The sequence below is a fragment of the Achromobacter marplatensis genome (genome assembly GCF_002209535.1).
Classification (GTDB): Bacteria; Pseudomonadota; Gammaproteobacteria; order Burkholderiales; family Burkholderiaceae_B; genus Achromobacter; species Achromobacter marplatensis.
In genome coordinates this window covers 83,443-96,053 of the sequence record NZ_NJIG01000003.1, presented here as the reverse complement: position 1 = coordinate 96,053, position 12,611 = coordinate 83,443, and the positions used below count along the sequence as shown (strand labels likewise).

General features: G+C 62.7%; 10 protein-coding genes. 2 read left to right on the top strand and 8 right to left on the bottom strand.

Translation table 11 applies throughout. The annotated features are described in order from the left end of the window. Window positions 1-4: 4 nt before the first annotated feature. The 4 genes from CEY09_RS07420 to CEY09_RS07405 are packed head-to-tail and all read right to left on the bottom strand — an operon-like array spanning window position 5 to window position 6,896. Window positions 5-952: a LysR family transcriptional regulator gene (locus tag CEY09_RS07420; protein WP_088588136.1), complete on the bottom strand. Its 948-nt coding sequence runs from the start codon at window positions 950-952 to the stop codon at window positions 5-7. Window positions 953-1,009: 57 nt separating this feature from the next. Further along, complete coding sequence (locus CEY09_RS07415; protein ID WP_088588135.1) at window positions 1,010-2,446, bottom strand: efflux transporter outer membrane subunit; 1,437 nt, start codon at window positions 2,444-2,446, stop codon at window positions 1,010-1,012. Next, window positions 2,443-5,622 carry an efflux RND transporter permease subunit gene (locus tag CEY09_RS07410; RefSeq protein WP_088588134.1) on the bottom strand — a complete coding sequence of 1,060 codons (3,180 nt, stop codon included), beginning with the start codon at window positions 5,620-5,622 and terminating at the stop codon, window positions 2,443-2,445. Before CEY09_RS07410 ends, CEY09_RS07415 begins: the two co-directional genes overlap by 4 nt. 35 nt (window positions 5,623-5,657) lie before the next feature. Continuing rightward, a complete protein-coding gene (locus CEY09_RS07405) occupies window positions 5,658-6,896 on the bottom strand; it encodes an efflux RND transporter periplasmic adaptor subunit (protein ID WP_088588133.1) in 1,239 nt (412 codons plus the stop codon). Window positions 6,897-7,338: 442 nt separating this feature from the next. Here CEY09_RS07405 and CEY09_RS07400 point away from each other — a divergent pair, with 442 nt between their 5' ends. Then, on the top strand, window positions 7,339-8,337 hold the full coding sequence (locus tag CEY09_RS07400; RefSeq protein WP_088588132.1) for a GlxA family transcriptional regulator: 999 nt from the start codon (window positions 7,339-7,341) through the stop codon (window positions 8,335-8,337). Between the two features lie 115 nt (window positions 8,338-8,452). Here CEY09_RS07400 and CEY09_RS07395 read toward each other — a convergent pair whose 3' ends face one another. From CEY09_RS07395 to CEY09_RS07380, 4 genes are all read right to left on the bottom strand, one after another. After that, a complete protein-coding gene (locus CEY09_RS07395) occupies window positions 8,453-9,211 on the bottom strand; it encodes an SDR family NAD(P)-dependent oxidoreductase (RefSeq protein WP_208625053.1) in 759 nt (252 codons plus the stop codon). Window positions 9,212-9,249: 38 nt separating this feature from the next. Continuing rightward, window positions 9,250-9,990, bottom strand: coding sequence for an SDR family NAD(P)-dependent oxidoreductase (locus CEY09_RS07390; protein ID WP_088588131.1), 741 nt, complete (start codon window positions 9,988-9,990; stop codon window positions 9,250-9,252). Window positions 9,991-10,573: 583 nt separating this feature from the next. Further along, window positions 10,574-11,008, bottom strand: coding sequence for a hypothetical protein (locus CEY09_RS07385; RefSeq protein ID WP_088588130.1), 435 nt, complete (start codon window positions 11,006-11,008; stop codon window positions 10,574-10,576). A gap of 124 nt (window positions 11,009-11,132) precedes the next feature. Further along, on the bottom strand, window positions 11,133-12,062 hold the full coding sequence (locus CEY09_RS07380) for a LysR family transcriptional regulator (protein ID WP_006223097.1): 930 nt from the start codon (window positions 12,060-12,062) through the stop codon (window positions 11,133-11,135). A gap of 143 nt (window positions 12,063-12,205) precedes the next feature. On the opposite strand from CEY09_RS07380, the gene CEY09_RS07375 reads away from it, so the two are divergent. Then, the gene (locus tag CEY09_RS07375) at window positions 12,206-12,610 is read left to right on the top strand and encodes a RidA family protein (RefSeq protein ID WP_088588129.1); all 405 of its coding nucleotides are present in this window, start codon (window positions 12,206-12,208) and stop codon (window positions 12,608-12,610) included. Window position 12,611 lies beyond the last annotated feature (1 nt).

Sequence of the window (12,611 nt, the reverse complement as noted above, 5' to 3'; positions counted from 1 at the left end):
GACATCAGCAATCCTGCAGATAAGGATGAATGAAATCCAGGAACGCCTTGACTCGCGCCGGCACCTTCCGGCTAGGGAGCAAGGCGACGAGCGGCACAGGAAGCAAAGACCATTGCCGCAGAACCTGGGAAATCTTGTCGTCGCCGCCGGCCTTTGCGGCCTCGAACTTCATGAGGGGCCCAATGCCGATTCCTGCGCGGACCAATGATCGGATCATGCTGGAATCGTTAGCCGCGACTTTGCCCGATACCCGCACCCGATCCACTCGTGCCCCGGAGCGCAACACCCATTCGAACTCGCCCCTGCGCGCGCCGGCAAGGCATTGGTGCCTGGCCAAGTCGGCCGGTGACCGGGGCGCGCGATGCCTATCAAGATAGTCAACGGATGCGTAAAGGCGCGGCGTCATCGCGCTGATTACGTGCGCAATCAGGCTGGAGCTCGGTTGGTGGCCGAAGCGCAACGCGACGTCGCAGGTGCTGCTGATCGGGTCGACGTGCTGATTGCCCAACTCGAAATGACAATGGATATCGGGATACCGGCGGTGGAAGGCGTCGATCACTTTAGGTACGAGTGCCTGTGCCAGTGAGGCGGGTAGCGACACGCTCAGTTGCCCGCTGGCGCAGGCGATGCTTGTATGCAGCTGCTCGTGCGCAACACGAGCTTCATCGATGAGGTCCCGGCAACGCTCGAAGTAGAGCGCGCCGGCCTCGGTCAGGCCGATTTTTCGAGTGCTGCGCCTGAGCAACTGCACTCCCAGATCGCGTTCCAACCCGCTCACTCGCCGGGAGAGCGTCGACGTAGGAACTCCCAGCGCCGCGGCGGACAGGCTGAAATTGCCCCGCCTCGCAACCTCGATAAACATGGCAATGTCGTTCAGCTGTATGTTCGCGCGGAGCGCATTGGATGACGAGCGGGCCGGGCCAAGAATCGCCGTCGGGATATCTGCCTTCATGCGCCACGCCCTCCATCCACGGATAATCCGCCTTGAGCCCATCCAGAAGACGGGGAACTACTTGGCAACCACGCGGTCAGCGCGGGCCGACTCCCAGCCACCGCCGAGCGCCTTGAACAGGTCCACTTGAGCATTCACGACCCGCGCTTCGCTTTCGGCAAGCTGTGCCTGCGCGTCAGCATAGGTGCGCTCGGCGTCGAGCAGAGCCAGACTGTCGGCGCGCCCCTCCCGCGCTTGTGCCCGAACGATGCGCGCCACGTTCTCCGCTTGGTCCCTGGCCGCGGCCAACGACCAGCGCCGGTCCAGGCTTTGGGCGTAGTTCGAGAGCGCAGTTTCCGTTTCGCTCAAGGCCTGCAATATCGTCCCATCAAACGCCGCCAGCGCGGCCTGGGCGTCGGCGGTCGCGCCGTCGATGCGGGCGCGGATCGCTTCCTGATTCGGAAACGACCAGGAGAGGAGCGATCCAGCCAGCCAGCGTAGCGGGCCACTTCCGAAGAAGTCGTCTAGGCGTAACCCGGTAGAGCCGACCGACGCGCCGATGGAGACGCGCGGATACAGATCCGCCGTCACCACGCCTATCCTGGCCGTTTCCGCCGCCAGTCGTCGTTCTGCAGCGCGGACGTCCGGACGCCGGGTGAGGAGGGCCATCCCGTCGCCGATAGGGATGGGCTGCAGGATCGTGGGCGGTGCCGCGAGGGCGCTGGCCTCAGAGGGGAGGTCCTTGGGCGCTCGGCCGGTGAGCAGGGAGAGCCGGAACAGCTCGGCCTGGCGCTCGGCAACGATCCTGGGAATGTCGGATCGTCGCTGCTCCCGAAGCGCCGCGATACGCGCGGTGTCGAGCGAAGTTGTCAGGCCGGCGTCCTCCCTGCTGCTCGTCACGCCGACCGAGCGGTCCAGCAACTCGACGATCTGCCGCGCCACGGCCAGGCGGTGCGCGGCGCTGGCGGCTCCCAGATAGGCGCGGGTGGTCTCCGCCACGGTCGATACCCGCACGGCGTCCAGCTCGGCCTGTGCCGCTTGGTAGTCGCCCCGCGAGGCTTCGATGTTCCGCTGTACGCGGCCGAAAAGGTCTACCTCGTACGCGACGGACAGGCCCGCATCGACAACGGTATTCTCGCGATCGACGCCGGGCGAGGCCTGGATGGTGGATTGCCGCTGGCGGTTCACGCCTGCGGCGATCTCAGTGCTGGGCAGCCGATCGGCGGACGTTTGGCGAAGTTGGGCGCGCGCGCGGGCGAGCCGAGCGATCGCCACGCGCAGGTCGGTATTCGAGGCGAGCGCATCTTGTACCAGCCTGTCCAGCACCGGGTCCTGGTAGAGCTTCCACCAGTCGGCGGAAACGGGCGTGGCGTCGGGCGCGGTCGCATCGCTTTGGGTCAGGAAAGGCCCCGCCGCGGAAGCCGGGAACGGCGGTGTCTCATAGTCCGGGCCGATCGCGCACGCGCTCAAGAGCAGCGGCGCAACCAGCATCGATAGGGTGTGCAATCGAATCACTTGATGCTTCCTGATTGTTCGTGCCGCGATGCCAGCGAGCGGGCGCCGGCCTGCCGGGACAGCCGATCTCCGAGCTTGCGGCAAACGACGTAGAACGTCGGGGTATAGAGCAGGCCGAAGACGGTGACGCCGACCATGCCGAAGAAAACGGAGGTGCCCAGGGCCTGCCTCAACTCGGCGCCCGCGCCCGAGGCTAGGAGCATCGGCACAGCGCCAAGAATGAAGGCGAAACTCGTCATCAGGATTGGGCGCAGGCGGGTCTGCGCGGCGCGCACCGCCGCGGCGGCCGGCATCAAGCCGTCTTCCTCTTCCGCCTGTTTCGCGAACTCGACCACCAGGATCGCGTTCTTCGCGGCAAGGGCGATCAGCACCACGAGGCCGATCTGCGTCAGGACGTTGTTGTCCATTCCGCGAAGATTCACGCCGACCATGGCCGCGAAGAGGCACATGGGGACGATGAGGATGATGGCCAGGGGCAAAGTGAGGCTTTCGTATTGCGCCGCCAGCACCAGGAACACAAACACCACCGCCAGCGCGAAGACGAGGCCGGCCGTGTTGCCCGCGATCTTCTGCTGGAACGCGATGCCCGTCCATTCGTAGCCGTATCCCGGGGGCAACATCTGGTCGGCGAGCTTTTCCATCGTGGCTAGCGACTGGCCCGTGGAAGAGCCCGGCGCCGTGTCTCCGTCGACCTCGACCGCGGGGAACAGGTTGTAGCGCACGACCCTAAACGGCCCCGTTTCGCTCTTGAACGTGGCGACCGAGCCGATGGGCACCATGGCGCCGCTATCGGAGCGTGTCTTAAGATTGGCAATGTCGGATTCGCTGTTGCGCTGGCCTTGCTCGGCCTGGGCAACCACCCGGAACGTGCGCCCTAGTAGGTTGAAGTCGTTCACATAGGCCGAGCCGAGATAGACCTGCAGCGCTTCGAAGACGCGATCTGGCGGGACGCCCAGCACCTCGGCTTTGCGCCGGTCGATGTCGGCGAAGATGCGGGGGGTTGATGTGTTGAAGAATGAATAGACCTGCGATAAACCTTCGGTGCCGTTCGCCTTGGCCATGAGTTGATCGGAAATCGTCCCCAGCGGTTTGTAACCGTGGCCGCCGCGATCCTGCACCATCATCCGGTAGCCGCCCGCCGAACCGATGCCGTCGATCAGCGGAGGAGGAATGATGAGAACCCGTGCTTGATCGATGTCCGAGACGGCCTTGCGTGCTTCATCGAGGATGTCGCTGGCGGGGCGGGACCGCTGTTCAAATGGCTTGAGCGGGATGAAGGCGGTGGCGGTGTTCGGGGAATTCGTGTTCGACGCGGCGTCGTAGCCGGGCAGCATGATCGTGCCTCGGACCCCATCGATCTTCAACAAGCGCTTGGACACCTCTTGCACCACGGCATCGGTACGCGCCAGCGAGGCTCCCGGTGGAAGTTGAGTGATCGATATTAGATAGCTCTGGTCTTGCGAGGGTACGAAGCCGGTGGGCGTTACCCAGAAAATGCCTATGGTCGCCAGCACAAGTCCGCAGTAGCTGATCAAGACACGCTTCGGGCGCACCACGAGCCATTGCGTCAATCGGCCGTAGCTAGCGCTGAACCGGTCGAATCGTTCGTTGAACCTGTCGCCGGCAAACTGCATACGCCGGATGATCTGATGCCGACTTTTCTCCTTCGTGTGCGCCCGCAGAAGTACCGTCGCCAAGGCGGGCGAGAGCGTTAGCGACAAGACGAGCGAAATGACGGTAGCGCCGGAAATGGTGAGCGCAAACTGCTTATAGAATGCCCCAGAAAGGCCGGTCAGAAAGAACGTGGGAATGAACACCGCGCAAAGCACGAGCACTATGGCCACCAGCGCCGCCGAAACCTCGTCCATCGAGATGCGAGCCGCTTCTAGCGGGTTCAGGCCCTGAGCGAGGTTTCTTTCCACGTTTTCAACCACGACGATGGCATCGTCCACCACTATGCCGATGGCGAGGACCAGCCCGAACAGCGACAAGCTGTTCAGACTGTAGCCAAACATCGCCAGCAAGGCGAAGGTGCCGACCAGCGAGATGGGAATCGCCACGACGGGGATGATGGCGGCGCGCCAGTTCTGCAGGAAGATGAAGATGACGAGCACAACGAGTGCCGCGGCTTCGAAAAGCGTATCCCGGACGGCTTCGGTAGACTGCGCGATGAAACGCGTTGAGTTCCACATAATCCGGTACTCAAGCCCTGGCGGAAATGCCTTGGCCGCTGCCTGCATCTCGCGTTCGAGAGTGATGCCGGTTTCAAGCGCGTTGGTCCCGGGCCGTTGAAATATGCCGATCATGATGGATGGCTTGCCTGACAAATAGGCATTGGTTCCGTAGTCGTCGGCACCCAGCTCCACGCGGGCGACGTCGCGAACGCGAGTCTGCCGGCCAGCGGGATCCGTGCGGATGACGATGTCGGCGAACTGCTCGGGCTCGCTCAACCGGCCCTGTGTCCGAACGTTTAGCTGGAAGGCGTCGGCACTCGGGGTGGGCGGTTGGCCTAGGGCTCCCGAGGCAACCTGCACATTTTGAGCACGGATGGCGGCGACGATCTCGCCGGCCGTCAGCTCACGCGCGGCGGCGCGCCGTGGGTCAATCCAGACGCGCATGGCCACTTCACGGCTGCCGAAAATTCGAGCCTCGCCGACTCCGTCGATACGGCTCAGCTTGTCGCGCAACTGCGTCAGGGCATAGTTTGAAAGATAGGTTTGATCCCGCGAGCCATCTGGAGAAACCAGGTTGATCGCCATCAGGGCACTGGGCGAAGTCTTGCGGGTGGTGACGCCCAGGCGCTGAACCTCTTGCGGCAGGCGAGGCACGGCCGCTGCCACCCGGTTCTGAACGAGCATCTGGGCCGCGTCGAGATCGGTCCCGACCTTGAACGTAATCGATATGGACACCTTCCCGTCCGCCGTGGACTGGCTGGACTGGTAGAGCATGTTCTCTACGCCATTGATTTCCTGCTCGATAGGAGCGGCAACGGTTTCCGCGACGGTTTCCGCCGACGCGCCAGGGTAGGTCGCGGAAACGACCACGGTGGGAGGGATGATGTCCGGATACTGCGCAACGGGAAGTGCAAAATAGGAGATCGCACCCACAATCGTGATGACGATCGCTAGCACCGCGGCGAATATCGGGCGCGTAATGAAGAAGCGCGACAGGCGCATGAGATTTTTCCTTTAGGACAGCCGCCAGCGCATCGTTACGACGCGGACGCGGGCTTGCTGCCGGAAATGAGAGGGGTCGAGTTCCCCATCCCGCTTTGGGAGGCCGCCGGTTCCGGCTTCGTTTGTACTTTTGCGCCTGGAATGGCGTGTTGTTGCCCGGCGACGATCACTCGGTCGTCGGCGGCCAGGCCGCCACGTACGATCCTGAGCCCATCAATGAGCGGGCCGAGTTCGATGGCCCTGACGAGCACGGTGCCTTCGGCGGAAACGGTAAGAACCGTCTTGCGCGTCTGGTCCATCTGGACCGCGGAATCGGGGATCAGCAAGGCAGGCGTGCCGGATCCGCTTGCTAGCCTCATGTTTCCGAACAATCCCGGTGTCAAGAACAATCTCGGATTCTCGATCACGGCACGCATCCGTATGGTCCCCGAGCGGGGGTCGATCCCGTTATCCGTGAAGTCGAGCTTTCCGCGCCAGGCGTAGTCAGGCTCATCCTGAAGACGTATCTCGACCTGGGTTTGGGCTGCGCTTGGTTCCTGTGCGCGCATCGCTTTGAGGTACAAGGCTTCCGACGCGTCGAATGTGAAATAGATCGGATCCAGCGCGTTGATGGTGGTCAGGCGGGTGCCGCTACCGGCCTCTCCGCTCATGACCAGGTTGCCCGGGTCGACGCGTCGGTCAGAGACTCTGCCCGTAATGGGCGAGCGTACCTGGGTGAATTCCAGCTCAAGTGACTTCAGCGCGACGCGGGCTTGAGCGCCGGCGACGTTTGCCGTTCCCGTCCGCACACGCGCCTGCAACTGATCGATGTCGCTCTTTGAAATCGCGCTGTCGCCCGCCAGTCGATGCGCTCGCGCGAGGTCGGCGCGTGCCAGCGCGAGCTCGCTGTTCGCGCTCGCGAGGCCGGCTTGCGCCTCGGCGTAGGCGGCCTGGTAGGGGCGCGGGTCGATGGAGAAAAGCAATTGGCCCTGCTGGACGATTTCGCCGTCCTTGAAATGCACCCCTACGATTTGGCCCGACACCCTGGGAAGGACTTCCACGCGGCGGCTCGCTTCGAAACGGCCGACATAGTCGTCCCATTCGATAACGGTGCGCTGCATCGGCAATGCGACGGAAACCGTGGGAGGCTCGAAGGTACCGGCCGACAACGACTTCTTGCCGGGCAGTAGAAACAAGGCGCATGCCGTTGCGGTGGTGAGCCCCACGGCCAGCAGGGCCACGCGCAGGAAGGTCGGTTTTGCTCCCGTGCGGGAGGGAAGGCGTGGACGGGTCATGCGGCTGCACTCCACGCAGGGTTGGACTCTCTATGCTTCATGTTGGATATCGCTATGTAAGAAGACTCGAATGCGCCATGCGTACGTCGGCCACGCTTTTACGGCCTATCCGTTGGCACAGACGCTTTCGTTGGCCCGAGACAATCCGCCCGGCGGATGTGGGAGTCGCGTCGAGCGATGTGAATCCGGGTTATCCCAGGCTTTCAACGTGTGCAGATTCTCCGGCCGGGGAGCCAATGGCAAAAGGACTAAGTTCCCTCCTTTAGAGCCATGGCGCGCTTACGTCTGGCAGACTGTGCCTTGTCGTGCCGGCGTGGCGGTTTTTGAGGTATATATGTCTTACCCGCCACCATGCTGGGTGTGTACCATCAGATTTCGTCCACGCACCGGCCGGTAGCCAGGATGCGGTGGAGCCTGCTTCCGAGCGTTGTGCAAGAGTGTTATGAACCCAACATCCTCAAGCGCGAGTCCCGCTTCGCGGGACGTCGCTTTCCTCGTATTCCGCGACTTTCAGATCCAGGACGTGACCGGGCCGCTGGCGGCGTTCGAGGTGGCCAGCAGGCTCCTGGGCGACGACGCTTACGGATGCCAGGTCATATCGCTGGCTGGAGGACCCGTTCAAAGTTCGGCGGGCCTGGAAGTCACCACGGGGAAGGCCGGGTTTTCCGCCTACGACACAGTGATCGTGGCGGGAGCCGGCCTTGGCGCCTACCCCGATGACGCATTGCCGGAAACCTGCGACTACTTGAACCACGTCGTCGCCAAGGGCGCTCGCCGCATAGCAAGCGTATGCACTGGGGCCTTCATTCTGGCTGCGAGCGGCCTCTTGGACGGCCGGTGCGCGACGACACACTGGAAATACGCCGCCCGTCTGCAACGGGAGTACCCCCGGGTGAAAGTGGATGGCGATCGGATCTTCACCCGAGAAGGTGGCATCTGGACGTCAGCCGGCGTCACGACTGGCATCGACATGGCGTTGGCAATGATCGAAGAGGATCATGGCGCCGACTTGTCTCACGCGGTCGCCCAGATGCTGGTCGTCTACCATCGCCGGCCCGGCGGGCAATCCCAATTTTCGGCCATCGCCGATATGGAGCCCGAGTCGGACAGAATTCGTAATGTGCTGACTTATATACGTGAACACTTGCACGAATCATTGTCGACCGAGCTCCTGGCTTCCGTGGCCTGCCTGAGCCCCCGGCAGTTCGGCCGCGCCTTTCTTGCCGAAACGGGGGAGACGCCGGCCAAGGCCGTCGAGCGCCTGAGAGTCGAGGTGGCCAGGCAGCGCGTCGAGCGTGGTGCGGAGCCTATCGAAATCATCGCCCAAAAAATCGGTTTCACCGATCCCGAAAGAATGCGCCGGGCATTCATTCGCGTGCTTGGCCATCCGCCGCAGAGCATCCGACGCATGGCATCCCGGGAAGCGTATCCGCTTGCCTGACTATGGTGCCCACCCGGGAGTGGAGCTAATCCTTTAATCCGGCGGCCGTCCGGACTGGCATGCCCAGTAGGCGCCCAGCGATTGTTGCCGCGGAAGGCGCGGGTCATCCAGGTGATTAGACGTGCTGGCCTCCGTTCACGTCGATTTCCGCGCCATTCACATACGAGGCTCCGTTCGAACAAAGGAAGAACATCACTCCTGCGATTTCTGTTGGGTCGCCAAGCCGGCCCATCGGCACGTTCGCCTGAACCATGGCCTCGGTGCCTGGAGACAAGATGGAGGTGTCGATCTCGCCGGGCGCGATCGCATTGGCCCGGATTCCCATCGGACCGAACTCGAAAGCCTGTTCGCGCGTGAGCGCTGCGAGGGCCGCCTTAGAGCAGGCATAAGCCGCTCCTGCGAAGGGATGAACGCGAGAACCCGCTATCGATGTCACGTTGACGATCGCGCCTTGCGCTATGCGGAGTTCCGGCAGGAGTAGACGGACGATCATCGCTGCGGAGAAAAGATTGACGTTGAAAAGCGAAAGCCACTCTTCATATGCCGTCATGCTGACGCCCTTGCGCCCGCCGTTCGCCAGTTTCGGTGATATCGCGGCATTGTTGATAATCGCAGCCAGTTTCGCGCCACCCAGGCGCCGGCGGACTTCAGCCGCGATCAGTTCATACGAGCTCGGGTTCGCCAGATCGGCGGTAATGTGGTCGTCCACGCCGCCCACCCACGCGCATTCACTCGCAAAGCTCGCCCGCGATACCGTCAAGACACGCCACCCTCTGTGGTGAAACAGTTTCACTGTCGCATGCCCAATACCACGGCTCGCGCCGGTTAGCAGCAATGTGGGGCGCGCTATTTGCTGAGACTGGCAGGGTGCCATCTGCACTATCCTGGAATGAGCGATGAAGATTGAACTCGTCAGGCGTTGATTCCGCCATCAACGACCAGGCCGGTGCCTGTGATGTGGCGTCCGTCTGGGCCCGCAAGATAGGCCACAGCTTTCGCGACGTCAGTCGGGCTTCCGAATCGCCCAAGCGCTATTTGTGATCGGAGGTAGTCGGCATCAGGGCCCTGGGCTGGGTTCATATCGGTGTCAGTGGGACCTGGATGAACAAGATTTACGGTAATGTCCCTCGGCGCAAGCTCGCGCGAGAGTCCGCGAGTAAAAGACAGCAGAGCCGATTTCGACATCGAATAGACGGTCACATTCGGGATGGCTACTCGCTCCGCGAGACACGATCCGATCGACACGATGCGCCCACCGTTCGAGAGGAGTGGTATCGCTGTTTGCGAGGCGACGATGGCTGCACGGATGTTGACTGCTAGGATTCGGTCGATATCAGCCAACGCCATTGTTTGTAGAGTGCTCGAAATCAGGATGCCCGCATTGTTGACGAGTATGTCTAGTCCCCCCATCAGGCGGGTGCCTTCTTCGACAGAGTAGCGGACCGCTTGCGCATCGGCACTATCGGCCTGAATGGCCACGGTACGTCGGCTCTCGTCAGTCAACTCATCGGCTAGGCTGTTGGCCTGCCCGACGGCACTCTTGTAGGTGATCACGACGTCCGCGCCGCGAGCAGATAGCTCCCGCGCAATCGCCGCGCCGATCCCCCGGGCCCCACCGGTGACGATCGCCCGCTTTCCTGAAAGATCATTCATACATCGCTCTCTTTTTGACGTAGACGCCAGCCTTCGCATAGGCAATGTCGAAGTTTCACCCTACTGGTGTTCTGCGTAAAAGACGTTGATCCCTCAAATTTCGCCAGCGCGGCCAGCGTCCTTTTGTAGGTATGCAACCTATCCGTTGGCGCGGGGGGGCATAGCGGCCAGGGTGCGGCCAAGCCGAAGGAGTAAAGCCTCACCTCTCAGCAGTAAGGCGCCGGACTGACCCGAAAATGACGCAACCCGTTAAGTCTCCCTGCGGTCCAGTTCGTTCAAATAACCCTAATGGACCGCACGCGCCCAGCGATCGCTCCTGGCCGGGAGCCGTCTATGACGACAGGCCGCTCCCGACCCAAAGCGGTCCTTGTGCCTTGCCTATAGCTGCCGTTCACCAATGTCCGCAGGACGTCTTAGAGCGTTTCCCCTGCGTAAGAGCGCCGTTGTCGAGGGCCGTGTTGAAGCAGTGCGCGAAGACCCGGTAATTGCCGCGTTCCTGCCCCTTCCTGGGCCGAGATATCCAGACAGATTGGAATGTTCGTGGTGTGCCGCAGGCACTAACCCGCGCGATATGGAAGCAGGCTCAGCATAAGCCCTGATCGCGGTACTCACCCGGTGCGCCCAGCACGGCGCAAAACTTGCGGTTTTCGCCGGAATAGGTGTGCTTGGCGTGGATGGTCAGCGTGGCACCGGCCAACCCGACCTTCTTTGGATTGCAAGACCAGAAGCCGCTCGAGATTTCGTTGTATGACACCCTGGCGACAAGGCGCGGCGGTTGCTCGGGTTGCTTCTTTCCGGATGTCGTAGTGGCCAGCCACTCGATCCAGACATGGCAGCTCACATGCTCGAAGCCCACGCTCTCCAAGATCACCCGGTAGGAGCCCCGCCCGTCGCGGGAATGCCAACTTCCGCCAGTCAGCGTCCCCAGGAGCTCCGCTTGATCCACGTCAGTCTCGGCGACGGAGGGAGCCATCACCAGGAACGAAAGGCTTAGCAACGCTGCTGCAAAGATCTTCATGGTTCGGATTGCCTGTCGAGAATCGGCGTGAAAGGGGTGATGGACGGCGCGGCGGTGGAGTTGCGGCCACCGCGTCTAGCTCACAGCCTCTGTTAGGTAGGCCACACGGACTGGGTGAGGGACCTCACGACGTGATGGACCCAGCAGGCGCTGGCACATATTGCCCCATCAATTCCACCACCCAATCGATGAACAGGCGCAGCTTGGCGCTGACGTGCCGGTTCGGCGGGAAGGCGATGTACAGCGGCATGGGGTCCAGGCGCCAGTCTTCGAAAATCGGCACCAGTTCACCGCGCGCCAGGTAGGGCCGGACCATGTATTGCGGCAGCCACAGCACGCCCATGCCGGCCAGGCCGGCGGCCAGGTAGGCATTGCCGTCGTCCACCGCCAGCACGTAGCGTCCGTGCACGTTGACGCTTTCGTCGCCGCGGTGCATGGCGTACGGAAAGGCGCGGCCGATGCGCGACCACAGGTAGCCGACGATCCGGTGATGCGTGTCTTCCAATTCCTTCGGGTGGGACGGCAGGCCGGCGCGTTCCAGATAGCTGGGCGCGGCATAGACGCCCAGTTGCAGGTCGGCCACCCGGCGGGCCATCAGAGACTGGTTGGTGATTTCACCGCCGCGCACGACACAATCGACGTTCTCGCCGATGACGTCCACGATGCGGTCGCTGACGCCCATGTCCAGCTGGATGTCGGGATATCGCGCGTGGAACGCCGGCAGGGCGGGGATCAGGATCATGCGGGCAAGCGGGCTGGGCACGTCCACGCGCAAGCGTCCACGGGGCGCGGCCGAGGCGGCGGATAAGCCGGTTTCGGCATCGTCCATGTCGGCCAGCAATTTGACGACGCGTTCGTAGTAGGCGGCGCCGTCGGCGGTGACGGCGACCCGGCGCGTGGTCCGGTTCAGCAGCTTGACGCGCAGGCGCGCCTCCAGTTGCTGAACCAGTTGCGTGACGCTGGTCTTGCTCATGTGCAGCGTTTCCGCCGCCTTGGTGAAGCTGCCGGCTTCCACCACGCGGACGAACGCCTGCATCGCATCGAATCGGTCCATGCCGGCTCCAGGGGGTGTGCAGATTGTTTGGATTCTACAAACAGTGATGGACAACGTTGCCCGTTTATCGGGCCCGGCCCGGTCTTTACAGTGAAGCCATGGTTAATGACGGGCCGGTTCCGGCCCATTGATGGAGCTTACTGATGACTACGCGCGACGTCGTTTTTCCCCCGGGCCGCCAGGCGCTTTACGAACGCAACCGGTATTCGCCGGCGATCCGGTCCAATGGTTTTCTGTTCGTGTCGGGGCAGGTGGGCAGCCGCGAGGACGGCTCGCCGGAGCCGGACCTTCAAACGCAGGTCCGGCGGGCGTTCGACAATCTGAACGCCATCTTGAAAGCGGCCGGTAGCACGTTCGACGACATCGTCGACGTGACGGTCTTCATGGTCAATCCCGCATCCCAGTTCGAAGCCATCTGGCAGGTGGTGCCGGAATACTGGGGCGAGGCGCCGCATCCGACCCTGACCGCCGTGGGCGTGACGTGGCTGTACGGCTTTGACTTCGAGATCAAGGTGATCGCGAAACTGCCGGAAGCCGCCAAGGGCTGAT

Coding starts and splice junctions, on each gene's coding strand:
- CEY09_RS07410 (WP_088588134.1), bottom strand. CDS start 5,622: ATGCGCCTGTCGCGCTTCTTCATTACGCGCCCGATATTCGCCGCGGTG.
- CEY09_RS07385 (WP_088588130.1), bottom strand. CDS start 11,008: ATGAAGATCTTTGCAGCAGCGTTGCTAAGCCTTTCGTTCCTGGTGATG.
- CEY09_RS07390 (WP_088588131.1), bottom strand. CDS start 9,990: ATGAATGATCTTTCAGGAAAGCGGGCGATCGTCACCGGTGGGGCCCGG.
- CEY09_RS07400 (WP_088588132.1), top strand. CDS start 7,339: ATGAACCCAACATCCTCAAGCGCGAGTCCCGCTTCGCGGGACGTCGCT.
- CEY09_RS07375 (WP_088588129.1), top strand. CDS start 12,206: ATGACTACGCGCGACGTCGTTTTTCCCCCGGGCCGCCAGGCGCTTTAC.
- CEY09_RS07420 (WP_088588136.1), bottom strand. CDS start 952: ATGAAGGCAGATATCCCGACGGCGATTCTTGGCCCGGCCCGCTCGTCA.
- CEY09_RS07380 (WP_006223097.1), bottom strand. CDS start 12,062: ATGGACCGATTCGATGCGATGCAGGCGTTCGTCCGCGTGGTGGAAGCC.
- CEY09_RS07395 (WP_208625053.1), bottom strand. CDS start 9,211: ATGGCACCCTGCCAGTCTCAGCAAATAGCGCGCCCCACATTGCTGCTA.
- CEY09_RS07405 (WP_088588133.1), bottom strand. CDS start 6,896: ATGACCCGTCCACGCCTTCCCTCCCGCACGGGAGCAAAACCGACCTTC.